15 protein-coding genes are annotated in these 19,069 nt (G+C 74.1%); 5 read left to right on the forward strand and 10 right to left on the reverse strand.

What is annotated here, in order from left to right; genetic code table 11:
• Positions 1-66: 66 nt before the first annotated feature.
• Complete coding sequence (locus K8Z49_RS28410) at positions 67-765, reverse strand: hypothetical protein (RefSeq protein ID WP_412515671.1); 699 nt, start codon at positions 763-765, stop codon at positions 67-69.
• Between the two features lie 63 nt (positions 766-828).
• Entirely contained in the window at positions 829-1,500 is a 672-nt protein-coding gene (locus K8Z49_RS28415) for a lysophospholipid acyltransferase family protein (protein WP_021593805.1), read from the reverse strand.
• Positions 1,501-1,909: 409 nt separating this feature from the next.
• On the opposite strand from K8Z49_RS28415, the gene K8Z49_RS28420 reads away from it, so the two are divergent.
• A complete protein-coding gene (locus K8Z49_RS28420) occupies positions 1,910-2,260 on the forward strand; it encodes an STAS domain-containing protein (protein ID WP_021593804.1) in 351 nt (116 codons plus the stop codon).
• A gap of 18 nt (positions 2,261-2,278) precedes the next feature.
• Here the strand turns inward: K8Z49_RS28420 and K8Z49_RS28425 are convergent, their stop codons facing one another.
• From K8Z49_RS28425 to K8Z49_RS28455, 7 genes are read right to left on the reverse strand one after another with little or no spacing between them, the layout of a single operon-like run.
• Positions 2,279-3,106 carry a glutamate ABC transporter substrate-binding protein gene (locus tag K8Z49_RS28425; protein WP_111830882.1) on the reverse strand — a complete coding sequence of 276 codons (828 nt, stop codon included), beginning with the start codon at positions 3,104-3,106 and terminating at the stop codon, positions 2,279-2,281.
• 17 nt (positions 3,107-3,123) lie between these two features.
• Positions 3,124-4,641 carry a hypothetical protein gene (locus K8Z49_RS28430; protein WP_412515672.1) on the reverse strand — a complete coding sequence of 506 codons (1,518 nt, stop codon included), beginning with the start codon at positions 4,639-4,641 and terminating at the stop codon, positions 3,124-3,126.
• Entirely contained in the window at positions 4,638-5,408 is a 771-nt protein-coding gene (locus K8Z49_RS28435; protein WP_412515673.1) for an FHA domain-containing protein, read from the reverse strand. The genes K8Z49_RS28430 and K8Z49_RS28435 overlap by 4 nt, the downstream gene beginning before the upstream one ends.
• 5 nt (positions 5,409-5,413) lie before the next feature.
• Positions 5,414-6,730: a VWA domain-containing protein gene (locus K8Z49_RS28440; RefSeq protein ID WP_021600066.1), complete on the reverse strand. Its 1,317-nt coding sequence runs from the start codon at positions 6,728-6,730 to the stop codon at positions 5,414-5,416.
• On the reverse strand, positions 6,727-7,821 hold the full coding sequence (locus K8Z49_RS28445; protein ID WP_075022790.1) for a PP2C family protein-serine/threonine phosphatase: 1,095 nt from the start codon (positions 7,819-7,821) through the stop codon (positions 6,727-6,729). The genes K8Z49_RS28440 and K8Z49_RS28445 overlap by 4 nt, the downstream gene beginning before the upstream one ends.
• A gap of 2 nt (positions 7,822-7,823) precedes the next feature.
• Positions 7,824-10,379 (reverse strand): serine/threonine-protein kinase, encoded by a 2,556-nt coding sequence (locus K8Z49_RS28450; protein WP_143118624.1) that lies wholly within the window; start codon positions 10,377-10,379, stop codon positions 7,824-7,826.
• Entirely contained in the window at positions 10,376-11,590 is a 1,215-nt protein-coding gene (locus tag K8Z49_RS28455; RefSeq protein ID WP_021599151.1) for a hypothetical protein, read from the reverse strand. The genes K8Z49_RS28450 and K8Z49_RS28455 overlap by 4 nt, the downstream gene beginning before the upstream one ends.
• A gap of 333 nt (positions 11,591-11,923) precedes the next feature.
• On the opposite strand from K8Z49_RS28455, the gene K8Z49_RS28460 reads away from it, so the two are divergent.
• From K8Z49_RS28460 to K8Z49_RS28475, 4 genes are all read left to right on the forward strand, one after another.
• Positions 11,924-13,255, forward strand: coding sequence for a hemolysin family protein (locus tag K8Z49_RS28460; protein WP_181663207.1), 1,332 nt, complete (start codon positions 11,924-11,926; stop codon positions 13,253-13,255).
• Positions 13,243-14,256 carry a hemolysin family protein gene (locus tag K8Z49_RS28465; protein ID WP_021599149.1) on the forward strand — a complete coding sequence of 338 codons (1,014 nt, stop codon included), beginning with the start codon at positions 13,243-13,245 and terminating at the stop codon, positions 14,254-14,256. Before K8Z49_RS28460 ends, K8Z49_RS28465 begins: the two co-directional genes overlap by 13 nt.
• 74 nt (positions 14,257-14,330) lie before the next feature.
• Positions 14,331-15,329, forward strand: coding sequence for a cation diffusion facilitator family transporter (locus K8Z49_RS28470; protein ID WP_412515674.1), 999 nt, complete (start codon positions 14,331-14,333; stop codon positions 15,327-15,329).
• Between the two features lie 1,061 nt (positions 15,330-16,390).
• Entirely contained in the window at positions 16,391-18,655 is a 2,265-nt protein-coding gene (locus K8Z49_RS28475) for a hypothetical protein (RefSeq protein WP_181663208.1), read from the forward strand.
• Here the strand turns inward: K8Z49_RS28475 and K8Z49_RS28480 are convergent.
• The gene (locus K8Z49_RS28480; RefSeq protein WP_021593838.1) at positions 18,652-19,041 is read right to left on the reverse strand and encodes a phage holin family protein; all 390 of its coding nucleotides are present in this window, start codon (positions 19,039-19,041) and stop codon (positions 18,652-18,654) included. The genes K8Z49_RS28475 and K8Z49_RS28480 overlap by 4 nt on opposite strands.
• Between the last annotated feature and the right edge of the window lie 28 nt (positions 19,042-19,069).

Raw genomic sequence — 19,069 nt, forward strand, 5'->3', positions numbered from 1 at the left:
CCCGCACCGTGGCGTGAGGATCGACCGGCTCGTGACGGGGGTTCCAGGGGGTCGCCCCCCTGGGAATTAGGGCAGGACGCGCTGAGCCTGGGCCAGGGCTTCGTGGGCCAGGCGTTCGGCGTCGGTGCGGGTCGCGTTGGGGCCGAAGACGGTGATGGTGGACAGGTAGTGGCGGCCCCGGAACACGACGTACCAGGTGCGGGTGCGGGCGCCGCCGCTGATCGTGGTGACGCCGACGGTGCGGGAGCCCTCGCCGATGTCGCCCTTGGGCGCCTCGACGACCCGGTGCTCGGACCATGTGGTGCCGACCTTGGTGCGGAAGGTCAGGCAGCCGGTGGGGACGCGGGCGTTGACCTGCTTCTCGGCGTCGGCGGCGGACATGCCCATCAGCGTCTCGGTGGCGGTCTGGCCGCTGCTGTTGGTGAACGAGACGAGGGCGGCGGGGACGTCGCCGGCGACGTCCCCGGCGAGGCGTCCCGTCCCGCAGCGGGGCTTGTCCAGCGCCGCCTCCCGCTGCAGCCTGGCCGCGTTCTGGATGGCCTTCAGCGACCCGTACTCGCCCGAGTCGGGCTCGCCCGCGCGCCGGTAGCCGGTCGGCGCGGTGAGCAGCGCCTGCGCGAGCTGGTCGGAGGTGTAGCCGATGCCCGCCACCTCGGCGCGGGCCGTGCCGCCCACCTGGGAGGCGCGTCCGGCGTCGCCGCCGCCGCACGCGGTCGCGGCGGCGGCCGTCGACAGCAGCATGATCGGGAGGAGCCTGTGCGCCATGGCGCGACCCTACGGGGCACAGGGGGCGAGTCGCCCCGGACGACACACCCCCGGACGAACCCGTCAGCTTTTCTCGGCGCGCTCGTTGTACTCGCCGGCGTACTCCTGGCCGGACATCTTCTGGATGGTCTCGACGATCTCGTCGGCGATGGCGCGGCGGGCCTTGGCGGGCGGCAGGTCGCGGTAGTGGGAGAAGTCCATCGGCGGGCCGATCCGCACGGTGGGGCGGGGGCCGAACACGCGAGGGAGGCTCGCGCCGATCGGCTGGATCTTCTCGGTGCCTTCGAGTGCCACCGGCAGGACGCGCGCCCCGGACTGCAGGACGAGCCAGCCGATGCCCGTCCGGGCGCGGTAGAGGCGCCCGTCCGGGGAGCGGGTGCCCTCCGGGTAGATCGCGAACGCGCCGCTGTTGCCGAGGACCTCGGCGGCCTGCTCCAGCGCGCCCATGGCGGCCCGCCGGGCACCGCGCCGCACCGGGACGTGCCCGAGGTTGGTGAGGAACCAGCGGACGAAGCCGTTCTTCAGCCCGCCGCCCTCGAAGTAGTCCGCCTTGGCGATGTAGGTGACCGGACGCGGGACCGCCAGGGGGATGATGAAGCTGTCGATGAACGACAGGTGGTTGCTCGCCACGATGAGCGGCCCGTAGCTCGGCACGTTCTCGCCGCCCACCACCCGCGGGCGGAAAAGAAGCCAGAGGATCGGACGCACCACGCGCGTCATGAACGTGTAGAACACCCAGCCTCCCGAATTCGCCAACGCCACTGTAACCTCTGCGCCGATCCGGGCCCCGGTCAGCGCCCTCCTTTCCCGGCCGAGAGCCGGTCAGGAATGGTTCAAGCCCAGGTCAAAGGCCACCCAGGCGGTATTGGACGCCATTTCCTACCCTCAAGTAAGTTTCTCTTGAGTAAGTTATTACGCCTGTTTCCCGGACGCCCCGGGAGGCATCCGGACGCCCCGGGCGCATCGTCAGGTAGAGTCGTCACGGAGCACCGGGCGGACGTCCTGGCGGGCGTTACGGTCCCGGGTGAGGGGCGGGCGACCTGGTCCTTTTCCCGGGAAGTGCTTGGAATGCGGGCACGGGTGCGCAATCCTGAGGAGTCACCTGAGATGGCCGGGAACCGCCGGAGTGGGGCGTGAGGTGACGATGGACTTCGACATCAGTCTGATGCGCGACGACCGCTGCACGCTCGTCCGCGTCAAGGGCGACATCGACGTGGTGTCGCGCACGCGCTTCGAGGAGACGCTGTTCGAGGTCGTCGAATCGGGCGAGCCGATGGTGGTCGACATGCGCGAGGTCACGTTCTGCGACTCGACGGGCCTGAACGCGATCGTCGCCGCCAACCGCCGCGCGGGCGAGCGCGGCACGCACATCGCGCTGGTGGCGCTGCCGCCGCGCGTCCAGCGGGTCTTCCGCATCACCGGGCTCGACAAGTTCATCCCGATCCACGACACGCTGCGGGAGGCGATCGTCGCCTTCCCGTCCACGACCAGATAGGTCCGGGCCCTCCGCGGCTCAGGTACAGCCCTCGAACTGGGGGACGCTCGTCGTCAGCTTCAGCCCCGACTGGCCGAACCACTTGTTCAGCAGCCGCTGCGCCGTCCCGTCCTGGTACATGGCGGTGATGGCCCGGTTGACCTCCTCGCACCCCTTCAGGTCGCCCTTCTTCAGCCCGACGCCGTACTTCTCGTCGGTGAACGGCGCGTTGATCATCCGTCCGGGGCGGCCGGTGGCGAACCCGGCGAGGATGAGGTCGTCGGTCGAGACGGCGTCGAGCCGGCCGGCGGCGAGGGCGTCCATGCAGGCGCCGTAGGTGTTCACGGTGACGGGCTTCGCCGCGACCTTGCGCTCCTCGATGACGCGCCGCCAGGAGTTGGACCCGGTCACCTCGCAGATCCGCTTGCCCTTCAGGTCCCGGACGTCCTTGACCGCGGTCGCGTCGGCGCGGACGAAGGTGTCCTGGTGCGCGACGTAGTACGGGCCGCCGAAGGTCACCTTCATCTTGCGCTTGGCCGTGATCGAGTACGTCGCGACGATCATGTCGACGGTGCCCTTGGCGAGCGCGTCCTCGCGGACGGACGAGTTCGTCGTCCGGAACGTCAGACTGCTCTCCGGGACGCCGAGCCGCCCCGCGATGTACTTGGCGACGTCGACGTCGAAGCCCTCGTACTTGCCGTCCGGGCGCTTCACGCCCAGGGCCGGCTGGTCCTCCTTCACACCGATGACGAGGGTGTCCTTGTCGGCGATGGACTGCTCCTCCTGGGCCCCGAGGCCGCAGGCGGGCAGCAGCGCCACCGCCGCCAGGACGGCCGCCGGGGCGGCGATCGCACGGGTCGCGCGCATGGCTTGCTCTCCCTCGCTCAGCGGAACTCGGCCAGCCGGGGACGGGCCCCCGCGATGATCAGGGCGGCGATGACGGCGGCGGCGATCGGCGGGACCGCGTTCCAGCCGCGCAGCCCGCCGTCCGCGTCCTCGATCGCCTCGTCGAAGACGTCCTGGTGGACGGCCGTCAGCGCGCTCAGCGCCGAGTCGTAGTCGTCGAAGTCACGGATCGTGCTGCTGTTGCGGCCCATCCGCAGGTCGACCGCCGCCGTCCGGTTCCCGGCCGACGCGAGCCGGCGCATCTCCGCGTCGTTGCGCTGGACGGCCCGGTACGCCGCGAGCGTCTTGGCCAGCGCGTCGCCCTCGCGGCCCGTGCCGGCGGTGCGGGCCTCGTCCCCGAAGAACCCGAGGAACCCGACGGTGCGCTGGCCGGACTTGTACGCGCCCGCCTTCTGCTCCAGGCCCGCGTAGTAGTTCTCCAGGTTCACCGGCTTGTCGCCGAGGTCGGGGTAGATCACCGACAGCGACTTGTCCAGGTACGTCTGCTCGTAGGTGTCGGCACGGCCGGGGTCGAGGAGGTAGCGGCTCTCGTCCCCGAACGCGCTGTGGCTGATCGCGCGGGCCCGCGATAGCTGCAGGATGGAGTCGAACCCGTCCTCCTTGGCCTTGCGGATGTGCCCGGCGTGGGCCGTCAGCAGGCCCGCCCCGACGGCGGTGAGGACGAGCGTGCCGAGCGTCGCCAGCACCAGCGCCGGGTTGAGCACGCGGCGGAACGTCCGCATCAGGTACAGCTGCGTGGCGATCAGGAACAGCAGCACGATCAGGCCGGTGAGCGCGACCCAGGCGCGTCCCGTCAGCACCGCGGACCGCTTCGTCTCGTAGGACTCCCGCACGTGCGCGCCCGTGTCGAGCGTGATGTTGTACGCCTTCGGCAGCAGTTGCAGCTTCATCAGGTCGGTCGCCTGCCGGTAGGCGTTCACGACCTGCGGCGGGGTCTCGCCGGGCGCGTGGTTCGACTGCGCGTCGAGCTGCATCGCCTGACCGACCAGCCGCTCGTACTTGCCGAGGCCGTCCAGCACCTCCTGGACGGTCCGCTTCAGCGCCAGGTCGCTTCCGGCGAGCTGCGCGGCCTGCACGGCCGCCGCGTCTGCCTCCGCGCGGCGCCGCTCGTACACCCGCAGCGTCTCGTCGTAGCCGATGCCGAGATCGTGCTCGCGCCCGATCAGCAGGATGTTGGAGACCTGCGCGTCCATGTCGCTCAGCGCGAAGTACAGCGTGCCGGTCGCGACGACCTGCGGGCCCGCGTCGTGCCCGATCGTCTCGACGGAGTCGCGGGCGTTCCCGATCGCCACGGTGAGAACGGCAAGCAGCGCCAGGAGCGCGGCCAGGCACAGCACCACGTGGGAGCGGATCCGGCCCGGGATGGTCTTCAGCCACCGTCCGCGGACGAACGTCCGCAGGCGGCCGGTGCGCCGCACCTCCGCGGCGTCCTCCGTAACGGGCGGCCGCGACGGCTGCGGGGCGGGGGCCGCCGGCGGTGCGGGACTCATCGTCATGGCGTGCCCTCCTGAAGGGACAGCGTGATGGTCGTCCAGGCGCCCACGTGGATGCGGTCGCCGTCACCGACCGGCATCGGCACGTTCACCGGGATCGGCTCCGTCCCGCCGTTGACGGTCGTGCCGTTCGTCGACCCGGGATCGATCAGGTTCCAGGTGCCGTCCGGCTGGGCGAGCAGGACGGCGTGCAGATGCGAGACGCCGGGGTCCTCCGGCGGCGTGCTCAGGTCGATCTCCGGCAGCAGCGCGCGGGACGTGCTGCGCCGCCCGATGCGGATCTGGTCGCCGAGCAGCGGGACGCGGCGCTCCGGGCAGTACGGCGGGAACGTCAGGCCCCCGGCGTCCGGCCCCATCTCCGCGACCACCGTGTCGAAGTAGGCGCGGTCGGCCGCGATGACCGCGCACGGGCCGGCGGGCGCGGACGGCGCCGGGGTCGGGGCGGAAGGCGGGCCGGGCGTACGCTGCCGCGGCACCAGCGGCACCGCGTGCGCGGTGCCCGCCGCGGACAGCTGGACGGTGTAGACGGTGCCGGTCTCGAAGTCGTACCCGTCGACCTCGCAGAACCGGCCGGAGCGGGGCGTCCCGCAGTGCGGGCAGTCCGCCGGCTCCGGCTTCGACGACGCCGACGGCTGGGACGGCGCGGACGGCTCCGGCGGCTTCGGGACGGGCTCGGCGAACTCGGCGCGCTGGGCGCCCTCCATCAGGTCACCGCACACGTCGCAGTAGTCGGTGGCCTGGGAGGAATGCCCGCTCGGGCAGACCGGCATGGGCCTCAGCCCCCTGCCTCGTCGCCGTGCCGGGTCCGCACGGTCCGGACGGAACGGGTGTCGAGCGACATCTCATCCGCCTTCGCCACGTCCCGCTTGAGCCGCACCGTGCCGCGCACCGGGTCGACCACGTCGACGACCTTGTCGAGCAGATCGGAGATCTGCTCGTTGCCGACCTCGCGGGCCAGCACCACGGCCCGGCCGAGCCGCGCGGTCGCGGTGTCCTCGTCGCCCTCCCGGCGCGCCTCCAGACCCTCCTGGATGGCGTCGGCGAGCTCCGACTGGCCGGTGTGGATCGCGACGCGGCCGTTGATGCGCGTCGACCGCGCCTCGTCGTCGGTCCATTCGGCGAGGACGTTCCCGGACGCCAGCACCTCGTCGCCCGCGACCAGCTTGACCCACCCGGCGCGCATCTGCCGCCCGATGTCCCCGGGCTGCACCTCCACGCACACGTGGTACTCGCGGTTCTCGTTCCCCCACGCGCCGAGCGGGTAGTCGCCCGTCTGCGTGCCCGACTCGACCCGGCGGCCGGTCAGGTCCTCCACGACCGGGACCATCTGCTTGACGAACCGGAGCTTCGCCTGCTGCGGCGTCCACACCCGCAGCGTCACGTCCGCGATCTCCTTGCTCATCGCGGCGCGCGTCATCGCCAGGAAGTCGGCTTCCAGGTCGGCCGGGTCGGGGACGTCCAGGAACCCGCCCAGCAGCGCCGAACTGATCTTGCGCAGCTCGGCGACGTCCCAGTCGGTGCCGACGCCGCGCGCGTCGCACAGGAAGCGGCCGGTGCACTGCCGCAGCGCCGCGTCCAGCTCCTCGTCCGACTCGTGCTGGTTCTTGCCGTCGGTGAGGAGGATCGCGTGCTTGACGGCGCTCTCCCCGACGGCCGCGTCGTGCCCGGCGAACAGCCGCTCGGCGAGCCGCAGCCACGACCCGATCGCGGTGCCGCCGGCCGCCTCCAGCCGCCCGATCGCGGTCGCCGCGTTGCGCCGGGACGTCTCGTCCGCCACGACGAGCCGCTCCCCCTGCGGGTAGATCATCCGCGGCCGGTTCGCGCCGGCGACCACCGCGAAGTGCACGCCGTCGCGCAGCACGTTCACCGCCGCCCGCGCCGCCCGCTTCGCCGCGGCCATCTTGCCCCGGTACGACATCGACCCGGACGTGTCGATCATGATGATCTCCGCGGCCGGCGCCCGCCCGGCCGCGGCCGGCGCGGCGCCCGACGACCGCGCCTCCACGGACACGATCGCGTGCATCTCCCGTCCGCCCGCCGGAAGGTAGGGGTTCTGGTCCACCCGGACGGTGAACTCCGGAAAATCGCTCATCTGCCCCGCTCCCTGATCGGTTCCGGCGGTGGACAGGGGATCACCGCCACCGTGACGTTGTCGTGCCCGCCCGCGTCGAGCGCCGCCCGCAGCAGCCTGCGCGCCGCGCCGAGCGGGCCGTCCCGCCCGTCCAGCGCCACGCGCGCGAGGTCGGACGGCTCCGGCAGGTCGTTCCACAGCCCGTCGCTGCAGAGCACCACCATCCCCGGCCGCGTCGGGCGGAACGCCGTCACGTGCGGCTCGACCGGCCCCGCGTCCGCGCCCAGCCACGCGGTCAGCAGGTGCGCCCGCTTGTCGGCCCACGCGTCGGCGGCGGTCATCGTGCCCTGCTCGATCATGTTCGCGGCCCACGAGTCGTCCGTGCTCAGCCGGCACGAGCCTGTGGCGGACAGCCAGTACGCGCGGCTGTCGCCGACCCACCCGACGGTCACGCCGGACGCGTCCACCACGGCCGACACGAACGTGCAGGCGGGCGAGGACTCCGGATCGCCCGGCAGCCCGGCCACGGCCTCGGCCGCCCGCGCCACCGCCGCGCGCATCGCGCCGCGCGGATCCATGCCGACCGAGACCCGTCCGGTCAGCACCGACACGGCCGTCTCGGCGGCCACCCGCGACGCCTCCTCCGACCCGGGGGCCGTCGCGACGCCGTCGCACACCACCGCGCACGCGCCCGCGGGCAGCGCCGCCAGCGCGAACGCGTCCTCGTTGCGGCTGCGCCGGAGACCGAGGTCGCTGACCGCCGCCCCCAGCCGGCCGAGGTCGGCCTCCACATGCTCCCGCCCGCTCGGCTGCCGCAGCCCGCACTGCTCGCAGTACCCGTCCGCCCCGACGGCCCCGCTCCCGCAGTCCACGCAGACCGCACCTCCACCGGGCGGTGCGGGCGTCTCGGGAGCGGGGGAGGGGTTGGGGACGAAGAGGACGTCGCGGCCGGCGGGCGGAGGGGCGGCGTTCGGGAGGGAGTTGCCGAGGGGCGGGGTCCGCCGGATGGTCGGATCGGGCCGGCCGCACTCCTCGCAGAAGCGGTCGCGGGGCTGGACGGGCTCGCCGCAGGTACGGCAGAGCGCCACGGGGGTGTGCTGGTCCGCGTTCATGGTCAGAAGAGCGTCCTCGGGCGGACGGCGTTGGCGCGCTTGACCATCGCGTGGCGGTGCTCGGAGCCGTCGGCGAGCTTGGCGAGGACGCGGTAGGTGTCCTCCAGCCTCTTGCGGAGGGCCTGCTCGTCCAGGTCGGTGCCGAGGACCTGCTGCCGGACGCCGGGCGGGGCGGAGCCGCGGCCCGCGCGGAGCCAGCCGAGCGCCGCCTCCAGGACCTCGGCGGTGAACGCGGCGGAGCGCTCGGTGTCGAGCCTCAGCGACGCCAGCCGGCGGCCCGCCTCGATGAGCGCGGGCGCGGTCAGCTCGGCGGGGCGCCGTCCCCGGACGGTGGTGGCGACGGCGGCGAGCTGCGCGGACAGGTAGTGGCTGGAGATGTTCGGCACCGAGTCCAGGACGCGTTCGGCGGACGCCCGGTCACCGGCGGCGAGGCGGGTGCGGGCCAGCCCGAACGCGGCGCTGACGTGCGTCGGGTCGGTGCGCCAGACCGTCTCGTAGAAGTGGCCGGCGCTCTGCATGTCGCCGAGGGTCTCGTGGCAGAACGCCAGCGCCAGCTTCGGCGCCTGCTCGCCGGGCGCGAGGTCGTACAGGTCGTTGAAGACGGCGACCGCCTCGGTGCCGCGGCCGCCGGCGAGGGCGCGGGCGCCGCGGTACCAGTCGACGCGCCAGTCGTCCGGGGCCTCGGCGGCGATGTCCTCCAGGAGCCGGGCGGCGCCGTCGAGGTCGCCGAGCTCGATGCGGACGCGGACCAGCGCCAGCCGCACCTCGCGGGACGCCACCGGGGCCGAGCCGAGGGCGGCGGCGAGGTCGGCGGGGTCGCGGGCGGTGAGCCCGGCGAGGAACGCGGCGGCCGGGTCGGAGGCGTACACCAGCGGGACGGGCAGCGCCGCCGCGGCGGCCGCGGGCTCCAGCCGCGCCAGGATCGGCGGGGCCGCCCCGTTCGCGGCGGTGTGCTCCAGCCCCTCGACGATCTCGGTGCCGGCCGTCTGCTGCTCGGGCCCGAAGAGCGGCGACGGGGCGGGGCGCGGGCGGCCGTCCTCGGCGGACAGGACCTCGCGCAGGACGCCGGTGAGCTGCTCGGCCATCTCGGCGGCGCTCTGGAACCGGCGGGCCGGGTCAGGGTGCGTGGCGCGGCGCAGCAGCCGGTGGTAGGACTCGTACCGCTGGAAGAGCGGCACCTCCTCGCGGGGCGGCAGGCTGCGCAGGTGCCGTCCGGTGTAGCCGCGGAACGGGAAGCTCAGCACGGCCAGCGTCCGTCCCACCGTGTACAGGTCGGACGTGATCGACGGGCCCTGCGAGCCGATCTCCGGGGCCTGGTAGCCGGGCGTGCCGAAGATGGGGCTGTCGACGTCGAAGGCGCGGCGGACGCCGCCGAGGTCGATCAGCTTCAGCTGCTCCTCGGACTGGATGGCGTTGTCCGGCTTGAAGTCGCAGTACAGCAGCCCGACGCCGTGCAGGTAGCCGAGGGCGCTCAGCACCTCCAGCCCGTAGGCGATCACCTGGCCGAGCGGGAGCGCCGCCTGCTCGCCCTGCTGCTTGCGGGTGCTGAGCAGGATGTCCTTCAGCGACCGCCCGCCTACGTACTCCATCACGATGTAGCCGGACTCGCCGTGCCGGACGAAGTTGTAGATCTTGACGATGTTGGGGTGCTCGACCTCGGCGAGGAAGGCGCGCTCGGCGGTCGCGGCGGCCAGCGAGTCGGCGTCCCCGGTGTCGAGCAGGCCCTTCAGGACGACCCACCGCTCGCTCACGTTGTGGTCGCGGGCGAGGTACACCCAGCCGAGCCCGCCGTGCGCGAGGCAGCCGAGCACCTCGTACTGCCCGCCGATCATCTCGCCCGGGTGCAGCTTCGGGGTGAACGAGAACGGGTGCCCGCAGTTGCGGCAGAACCCCTCGGTGCGTCCGGGGCGCCCGCCGCGGCTCCGCCCGACCTTCTCGTCGCACTTGCTGCAGAAGCGCCGGTTCTCCGGCACCTCCGGCTTGTCCATGATCGCCGAGGCGGGGTCGCGGGCCGGGACGGGCGGCACCTCCACCAGCCCGGCGCCGAGCATGCCGCGCCGGGCCGAGCCGCTGGAGCCCGTGCCGCGGGTGCCGCCGCGCGACGCCGTCCGCCCGGACCCGACGCTCCGCGACCCGCTGGCCGGCGACCCGCTGCTCGACGAGCCGCCGGACGACGAGCCGGGCCCGCTCGGGCCGGACGAGCCGGGCGGCGCCCCGACCGGAGGCCCGGGCGGCGCGCCGACGGGGGCCGCGGGAGTCGCCGGAGTCGTGACCGGGGCGGGGTTCGGAGGCCGCCCGTACGCGCCGGGGTAGCCGGGGGCCACGGGCGCGGCGGGACGCGCGGGCGCCGCCGCCCGCGCGGGCGGCATCTGCGGCGCCGGTGCGGCGGGCGCGGGCCGGGACACCGAGTTCGCGGGGCTTTCCGCGACCGGTCCGGCGGCGGACTCCGCGGGCGGCGGAGCGGCGGCCGGAGCGGCGGCCGGGGCCATGCCGCACACGTCGCAGAAGCCGTCGGCCTCCACCTCGCCCGTGCAGCCGGGCTGGGTGCATCGGTTCATCGCCGGGTCCCCGTCTCGCTTTCGCACGCCCTGATCGCTCGCTGGTACTCCGCCAGTACCGTGGTCGCCCTGCGCAGGTCGCAGGGTGCCGTCCACAGCACCTCGCGGGCCTCCCCGTACAGGACGGTGAGCCGCTCGTCCTCGGCCAGGCCGAGCCGCGCCGCCTTGGCCCGGTACGCCTCCAGCCGCCCGCGCAACTCGCCCCGCCGGTCGAGCAGCCCGGCACTGAGACGCAGGTCACCCCTCGCCCGTTCCAGCGCCTCGTCGGCGGCGCGTTCGAGTTCGGCGAAGCGGCCCGCCATCTCCACCCAGCGGCCCGCCTCGCGGAGCCGTTCGAGCGCGGCGAGCCGGTCCCGCAGCGCGGTGCCGAGGCCCCGCGACGGTGCGGGCAGGTTGGGCGAGTAGATCTTGGCGAGGGCGGTCGCGTGGGCTTCGTGGGCGCGCCGCTCCGTCTCCTCGATCTCCTCGACCGTGGCGGTGACCCGGAGCACGAGTTCCTCGTAGTCCTCGCGCATCCGGGCGACGCCGGCGAGTTCGTCGCCGAGCGAGGTCAGTATGGCGCAGACGCGGTCGAGCCGGGCGGTGTCGGCATTGCCGTCCTTGACCAGCGACAGCGGATCGGTACGGACGATCCGGCCGAGTGCGGTCAGCTCGCGCCCGACGCGGTCGAGCTCCGGGTGCCGAGTGCCGTCCAGCGAGTGCGCCAGCCGGGCCGTGTCGCGCCAGCCCTCCTCGGCCTTCTCCAGCGGCTGGAGCAGCGCAGACCAGGCGGCGTCCGCGGCGGCGATCTCGCCGGCGACGAACGCGTAGGCGTCCGACATCATCGTGACGGCCTCGTCCAGCGTGATCCGGCGCTCCTGCGGGCCGAGCAGCGTGCGGTGCTCCAGCGGGATCTCCCCGTCGGGCAGCTCCACCGACGGGCCCGACAGCAGCTCCGACAGCTCCACCAGCGTCGCCGCGTCCGGACGGGACGACCGGTCGCGCAGCTCCCCCGCCGCGTCCAGGACGCGCTGGTAGGCGTCGAACAGCCGCCACAGCGTCGCCAGCCGGGCCTGCGCGTCCTCCCAGCGGCGCCACGTCTCGCCGGTGAGGCGGGCGCCCTTCAGCAGGCGGCCGCCCTGGTGGCGGTCCAGTTCGAGCAGGGACGCGGCGATGCGGTCGCGCTCCGCCCTGAGCTCCCTGAGGGCATGGTCGACGCCTTCACGGCTCATGGGCGCGGCGGCCCCTGCCCCGCTCTGGTCCAACGTTCGCCCCACGCTCGTGTTCTCGGGTCCCCCTGAGCATGCCCTCAATGCCGGTCTGGGAGCACGGACCGGTCCACTATCGGACGTACGCTCTCATACAAGTGTGATCCGTGACACCAACCGAGACAAGGTCCTTTCTCTCACGGAAGCCCGACACCGCCCGAGGGCCACCGCCGCCCGGCCGTACCCTGTCCGCGGGGAACCTCGTTGTCCCTGGTGACGTTACGTCAGGTAGCCCGTCTACGAGAGGAGTGGTGAGTCCGCGGTGTCGGACCCCAGTCATAGACCCGGTGCCCCGTGGTGACCGCGGCACTGGGTGTGCTGGCGGTGATCCTCCTCACCGCCGCCACCGGATACTTCGTCGCCCAGGAGTTCGCGTACGTCGCCGCCGACCGCGCGACCCTGGAACAGGCCGCCGAGCGCGGCGACACCTCCGCCCGCAGAGCCGTCAAGGTCATCGGCAGGCTCTCCTTCATGCTCTCGGGCGCGCAGCTCGGCATCACGATGACGACGCTGGTCGTCGGATTCATCGCCAAACCCGCCCTCGCGGAGCTGATCGAGCCGCTGCTGACCCTCGCGGGCATCCCGGAGGGCGCCACCGGCGCGATCGCGCTCGCCACCGGTTTCGTCCTGGCGACCCTCGTCCAGATGCTGCTCGGCGAGCTGTTCCCCAAGAACCTCGCCCTCGCGCGCGCCGAGTCGCTGGCGCGGGCGCTGGCCTCGTCCACCCTCGTGTACCTGACGGTCGCGGGGCCGCTGATCCGGCTGTTCGACCGCGCCGCCGAGCGGCTGCTCCGCGCCGTCGGCGTCGAACCCGTCGAGGAGCTGCACAGCGGCGCGACGCTGGAGGAGCTCGGCGACATCATCGGCAAGTCGCACAGCGCCGGGCACCTGCCCGCCGACCTGTCCGGGCTCCTCGACCGCGCGCTGTCGTTTGGCGACCTCACCGCGGACGAGGTCATGGTGCCCCGCCCGCAGGTCCGGACGCTGCCCGCCGCCGCCCCCGTCGCCGACCTGGTCGCGCTGATCCGCGAGACCGGGCACAGCGCCTACCCCGTCTACGGGCAGGAGGTCGACGACGTCGTCGGCGTCGCGGGCGTCCGCGAGGTCGCCGACGACGCGCTCGACCCGTCCACCCCGGTCGGCTCCGTCGCCCGTCCCGCGCTGCTGGTGCCCGGCAGCCAGCCGCTGTACGGGGTGATCGAGCACATGCGCGACTCGGGCGAGGAATTCGCCTGCGTCGTCGACGAGTACGGCGGGCTCGCCGGCATCCTCACCTTCGAGGACGTCGCCGAGGAGCTCGTCGGGGAGATCTCCGACGAGACCGACGGGCCGCATGACGCGCCGACGTCCCGCCCGGACGGGTCCTGGCTGGTCGACGCCGGCATGCGCATCGACGAGGTCGGCCGGCTCACCGGGCTCGACCTGCCCGAAGGCGACGCCTACGACACCCTCGGCGGCCTCGTCATGGCGGAGCTGCGCCGGCTGCCGTCCGCCGGCGACCGGCTCACCGTCGGGCTGGACGCCGGCTCCGTCGAGCTGGAGGTCGTGAGCGTGGCCCGCCGGGTCGCCGAGAAGATCCTGATCCGCACCGCGGACGTCCCGGCCGGGGAGGCCGCGTGGACCCCCTGACCTCGCTGCTCATCACCGTCCTGCTGCTGCTCGGCAACGGGTTCTTCGTCGCGGCCGAGTTCGCCCTGGTCGCGGCGAACCGGCCCCAGCTGGAGCGCGCCGCCGCGAAGGGCAGCCGTCCCGCCGTCGCCGCCGTCGCGGGCGTCCGCGAGCTGTCGCTGATGCTCGCCGGCGCGCAGTTCGGCATCACGATGTGCTCGCTCGGCCTCGCGATCGTCACCGAGCCCGCGTTCGAGCACTTCCTCGAACCGCCGCTGCACGCGGCCGGCGTCCCCGAGGCGGGCGTGAAGGCCATCGCGCTCGGCACCGCGCTCGCCGTCGTGACGTTCCTGCACATGGTCATCGGCGAGATGGCGCCGAAGTCGTGGGCGATCACGCATCCGGAGCGGTCGGCGCTGCTGCTGGCCCTGCCGTTCCGCGCGTTCGCGAAGGTGTCCCGGCCGATCCTGTCGGCGCTGAACGCCACCACCAACGCGCTGCTGCGGCTGGTCCGCGTCACGCCGAAGGACGAGCTGGACAACCACACCGACCCGGCGCGGCTCAACCACCTGGTCGGCGAGTCCCGCCGCCTCGGCCTCATCGGGCGGCACGACCACGAGCTGCTCCGCCGCGCGATCTCGGCGCGGGAGGCGACCGTCGGGACCCTCGTCGTGCCCGCCACGTCCGTCAGCACGATCGGCGCGGACGCCACCGCCGCGCAGATCCGCCGGACCGCCACCGCCAGCGGCCACAGCCGGCTGCTGGTCCGCGACCGGGACGGCGCGATGACGGGCATCGTCCACGTCCGGGCGGCCATCACCGACCCCGGCGACCGCAGCGCCGGCGAGCTGGCGCACCCGGCGCCCGTCCTCACGGCGGAGACGACCGTCCTGGACGCGGTCAGCCGCATGCGCCGGGGCCGCGCCCAGCTCGCCGTGGTGAACGACGGCCGGGGCGAGTTCGCCGGCATCGTCACCCTGGACGACCTCCTCGCGGAGCTGCTGGCGACCAACCCGCACTGACACAGGCCGTGCACCTGCGACGACACCGCAGGTGTCGAGATGCTGCAACGGACTTTCCGGTCCATCGTGGACGCATGAGCGGACACGGACACCGGCACTCCTCGCGGGCACGGCTCCTCCACCGGATCCGCCCGCACTCCCACGAGGCGGCCGACAAGGTCGACTCGGCGATGGAGGCGGACGCCCAGGGGATGCGCGCCCTGTGGATCTCCCTGGCCGGCCTCGGCGCGACCACGGCGCTGCAGGCCGTCGTGGTCGCCTTCACCGGCTCGGTGGCGCTGCTGGGCGACACCCTCCACAACGCCGCCGACGCGCTGACGGCCGTCCCGCTGGCCATCGCGTTCGTCCTCGGCCGGCGGCCGCCGTCCCGCCGCTACACCTACGGGTACGGCCGCGCGGAGGACCTCGCCGGCGTCGTCATCGTCCTGGCCATCGCCGCGTCATGCGTCGCCGCCGGGTACGCCGCCGTCCAGCGCCTGGCCCATCCACAGCCTGTGGACCACGTCGCCGCCGTGGCCGCCGCCGCCCTGGTCGGCTTCGTCGGCAACGAGCTGGTGGCGCGCTACCGCATCCGCGTGGGCCGCCGCATCGGCTCCGCCGCGCTGGTCGCCGACGGCCTGCACGCCCGCACGGACGGGTTCGCGTCCCTCGCCGTCCTGCTGGGCGCCGCGGGCATCGCCCTGGGCGCCCCGTGGGCCGACCCGGTCGTCGGCCTGCTGATCACCGCGGCGATCCTGACCGTCCTCGGGCAGACGGCCCGGGACGTCTGGCGCCGCCTGATGGACGCCGTGGACCCCTCGCTCGTCGACCGCGCCGAGCAGGCCCTCGCCTCAACCCCGGGCGTCCTCGCCGTGGGCGAGGTCCGGCTCCGCTGGATCGGCCACAGCCTCCGCGCCGAGTGCGACGTCGTCGTCGACCCCGCCTCCACCGTCGTCCGCGCCCACCGGATCGCCGCCGACGCCGAACACGGCCTCCTGCACGCGCTCCCCCGCCTCACCGGCGCCGCCGTCCACCCCGACCCCGAGCCACGCCCCGGTGAGGACCATCACGCCGTCCTCGCGGGCCACCGCTGATCGCTTACCTGTGAGACGTTAGTCCCGAGCAGAAGGGGAACATACTGGCCCCGGGCGGTAGATGTGGGACGGACAGCACCGTGAAGCAACCTTCGGAAACCAACGGGCCGGACGAGGAAGACGCCGAGCCCAGGTACATCCCGGACTCCGAACTCCCCACCGTCACCGTCCCCCTCCCCACCAAGGACGAGCCTTCCGCGGACCACGCCTCGCCGTCCCCCGAAACCGACGACGAGGATCCCGCGACCAACGCCGCCACACCAGACGCACCCACTCCGAGCGAGCCCGCCGCGTCCAGCGAGGCCGACGACGAGCAACCTGCGGCCGAGGTACCCGTAGGCGGCACCCCCGCACCCACGGCAACCGACACCGAATTCCCGGCAAGCACCACCACAGAGCCCGGTGCCGTCGCACCGGACGAGGCCTCGGCAGACGTCACCCTCCCTGCGACCGAAGCGACGGCAGAGGATGAGGAGCCCCCGGCTGGCGCCACCACGCCAGAGCCCGCCAACGCTGGCGACACCAACCCGCTCCCCGAAGTCAGCAGTGCGGAGCCCGCGACTGGCGCCGACATGACGGGCGTGCCCACGCCGGGCAGCGCCACCGCGCCCTTCGAAGCGATCGCGGGCGATGCAGAGCCCTCGGTCAGTGACACCACGCCAGAGGCGGCCGCTGCGGACGACCCCGGCCCGTCCACCGAAGGCGACGATGGCGAACCTGCGCCTGGTGAGGATATGGCGGGCGAGGTCGCTGGGGGCGGCAGCTTCCCGTCCACCACAGCGACGCCGGGCGATGCGGAGTCCCCGGCTGGCGTCGGCGTGACGGACGCGCTCACGGGCGACAGCGCTGCGTCCTCCGAACCCGCGGGTGTCGAGGGGCGTGCCGGGGCCGCGGAGGTCGGGGACGGCCGTGGCGGGGCCGGGGAGCAGGGTGGGGAGGCGGTTCCTGCCGGGGAGAGCGTCGGCGGGTCCGGTGGCGCGGCGGCCGTGGAAGGCGAGGTGCTTGATGTTCGGGCGGGGTTGGAGACCGTACCCGTGGAGGTCGGAGAGCCTACGCCGCCCATGGGGACGGAGTCCGCGGGTGAGGGGTGGCGGGAGCTCGTCGAGAGTGTTTACGGGCCGCTGAGCGAGTTCTACGAGCGGATCGATGCGCGGCTTCGGGAGGTGCCCGAGGACGTCCCGCCGGTGGGGTGGGGGCCCTATGTGGCGGCGCTGCGGGCGTTGCGGGACGGGCAGGTCGCGGGGAACTGGGAGGTTCTGGCCCGGTTCCTGGTCTCGCCCGGGTCCGTGGAGGGCGCGGAGGAGCTGCGGCTCGTCGAGGTGGACGCGGGGGACGAGGTGGAGGCCGTCCGGGAGGCGGTCAAGGAACTCGCGGGCAGGGACGAGCGGGCGCTGCTGGTCGCTCCCACCCCGGAGAAGGCCGCTGAGCTGCTGCGGAGCATGGAGGACGATCCCGAGGTCTTCTCGCTGCTGATCGAGACGCAGCCGCAGACGGCGGAGGTCCGGTCGGTGCGGACGCAGGCCATGCCGCCCGTGGAGGAGCCGCCGCCGCTGCGGGAGCCCGGGTCCAACGGGACGATCGAGTTCAGGCCCGTGGCGCCTGGCGAGGCCGCTGTGACCAGGGCCGAGCCGCTGCCGGTGCCCGTGGAGGCCGCGCCGCCCGTGGAGCCGGAGGAGGGGCCGTCGGCGCCGGAGACGCGGGTGCGGTCGGCGGCGCTGCGGCCGGTCGGGGAGGCGTGGCGGCTGTCGTGGCAGACGGAGGCGCGGCTGCTGCAGCGCGGGCTGATGTGGCTGGAGCAGTGGCCCCGGGACGCGGCGGCGCTGAAGGCCGTCCAGGCGGAGAACCTGCGGCGGACCGAGCAGCTGGAGGTCGAGCGGGCGGGCCTGGCGGAGGCGATCGAGGAGTCGCGGACCGCGGCGGGTGCGGCGGAGCAGGCCGCGGACGAGGCGGAGGCCGAGGCGCGCCGGCTCGCCGGCGTCGAGGAGGAGGCCGAGGCGGAGCTGGTGGGTCCGCGGGAGGAGGCGGAGCGGCTGCAGCGGGCCGCGGACGAGGCGGGCGCCGAGGCGAACGCGCTCACCCGGACGGCCGACGCCTCCTACGCGCGGTGCGTGCAGATGGACGAGCGGGCCAAGACGGCGCAGGCGGAGCTGCAGGCGGCGCGGCAGGCGGAGGCGTCCCTCACCGACGAGCTGGCGCGGGCGCGGGAGGCGCTGCCGGGCGCGGCGGAGGAGGCCCACCGGCTGACGGCGGCGGACGCGGACGCCGCGGCGGAGGGGCACGCCGCCTACTACCGGCTGGTGTCGGCGGAGTCGGCGCTGGCGGCGCTGCGCCGGAAGATGTCGCTCGGGCAGCGCCTGCACGTGGCGTCACCGCCGTCGGAGCTGAAGAGCCTGCGCGCCGAGGTCAAGGCCCGGACGCGGGAGGCGGACGAGGCGGCGAAGCGGGCGCGGGAGGCCAAGGAGGCGGCGGAGCACGCGGAGCGGGTGCGGCGCGGGCTGGCGTCGTTCGTGTCGGAGGGCGGGGCGCGGCTGAAGGCGGCGCAGGAGGCGCAGGAAAGGCTCGGGACGGAGCTGACGTGGCTCGCGGCCGAGCGGGAGAAGGCCGGGGCCGAGCACCGGGAGCAGGCGCGGCTGGCGTCGGAGTCGGTGGAGCGCGCGACCGAGGCGGGCCTGCGGGCGCGGGCGGCGCACCAGGCGGCGCAGGTGATCCAGGACCGGGTGAATGCGGCGCGGGCTTCCCGCGCGGAGGCGCTGGCGGCGGCGGAGCGGGCCCGGTCGGCCGCGGCGGCCGCCGCGGCGCGGGAGGCGGAGCTGGCGGCGACGCTGGAGCGCCACACCGAGGAGGCCGCGCGTGAGATGGCCGCCCGGGAGAAGGATTTGGAGACGGTCACGGCGACGGAGGCGCGGACGCGGGAGAACGTCGTCGAGATCTGCGGCGCCGATCCCGCCGACGACCCGGAGGTCGTCCCCACGCATCAGCGGCGCGCGATGGCCCGGATCGAGGAGCTGACCGGCTACCTGCAGGGCGGCCGGGCGGTGGGCGGCGACGTCCTGCTCCGCACCGCCGACCTGGTCGTCGGGACGCCGGCGGGCGCCGCCCTGACCGCCCCCGGCCAGGAGTTCGACGCGTTGATCGTCGCGGACGCGGGGGCGCTGACGGACGGCGAGTTCCTGGTCGGCGCCGTCCGGACGCGCCGCTGGATCCTCGTGGGGGCGGCCGGTTCGCGCCCGCCGGGCTACCGGGAGTACGCGGACGAGCCGTCCGGGCGCCTGGAGCAGAGCCCGTTCGAGCGGGCCGCGAGCGCCGCCCCGGACCTGCTCGGCTAGTCGTCGTCCTTGTCCTTGCCGTCCGGGACGAGGACGTGCAGCAGCCAGCCGACGACGCCGACGACGATCGCGCCCCAGAAGGCGGGCCAGAAGCCGGTGACGTGGAACGGCAGGTCCAGTTCCTGGGCCAGCTCGCTCGTCAGCCAGAGCAGCAGCGCGTTCACGACGAGCCCGATCAGGCCGAGCGTGAGGACGTAGAAGGCGCAGCCGAGCGTCTTGATGACGGGTTTGAGGATGGCGTTGACCAGGCCGAAGATGACCGCGACCGCGAGCAGGGTGACGATCCGCCGGCCGGTCGACTGGTCGCCGAGGGTGATGCCCTCGATCAGGACGGTGGAGACCCAGAGGGCGACCGCGGTGATCGCGACCTTGAGAAGAATACGCACACCACGATCATGCTGGCCGGGGTCCGCC

The organism is Actinomadura madurae (assembly GCF_047130825.1).
GTDB classification, from domain to species: Bacteria; Actinomycetota; Actinomycetes; order Streptosporangiales; family Streptosporangiaceae; genus Spirillospora; species Spirillospora madurae.

Excerpts from the sequence above, each read along its gene's own strand:
- K8Z49_RS28445 (WP_075022790.1), bottom strand. The coding sequence starts at position 7,821 with ATGAACGCGGACCAGCACACCCCCGTGGCGCTCTGCCGTACCTGCGGC.
- K8Z49_RS28435 (WP_412515673.1), bottom strand. The coding sequence starts at position 5,408 with ATGCCGGTCTGCCCGAGCGGGCATTCCTCCCAGGCCACCGACTACTGC.
- K8Z49_RS28425 (WP_111830882.1), bottom strand. The coding sequence starts at position 3,106 with ATGCGCGCGACCCGTGCGATCGCCGCCCCGGCGGCCGTCCTGGCGGCG.
- K8Z49_RS28475 (WP_181663208.1), top strand. The coding sequence starts at position 16,391 with ATGGGGACGGAGTCCGCGGGTGAGGGGTGGCGGGAGCTCGTCGAGAGT.
- K8Z49_RS28420 (WP_021593804.1), top strand. The coding sequence starts at position 1,910 with ATGGACTTCGACATCAGTCTGATGCGCGACGACCGCTGCACGCTCGTC.
- K8Z49_RS28470 (WP_412515674.1), top strand. The coding sequence starts at position 14,331 with ATGAGCGGACACGGACACCGGCACTCCTCGCGGGCACGGCTCCTCCAC.
- K8Z49_RS28440 (WP_021600066.1), bottom strand. The coding sequence starts at position 6,730 with ATGAGCGATTTTCCGGAGTTCACCGTCCGGGTGGACCAGAACCCCTAC.
- K8Z49_RS28430 (WP_412515672.1), bottom strand. The coding sequence starts at position 4,641 with ATGACGATGAGTCCCGCACCGCCGGCGGCCCCCGCCCCGCAGCCGTCG.
- K8Z49_RS28455 (WP_021599151.1), bottom strand. The coding sequence starts at position 11,590 with ATGAGCCGTGAAGGCGTCGACCATGCCCTCAGGGAGCTCAGGGCGGAG.
- K8Z49_RS28410 (WP_412515671.1), bottom strand. The coding sequence starts at position 765 with ATGGCGCACAGGCTCCTCCCGATCATGCTGCTGTCGACGGCCGCCGCC.
- K8Z49_RS28450 (WP_143118624.1), bottom strand. The coding sequence starts at position 10,379 with ATGAACCGATGCACCCAGCCCGGCTGCACGGGCGAGGTGGAGGCCGAC.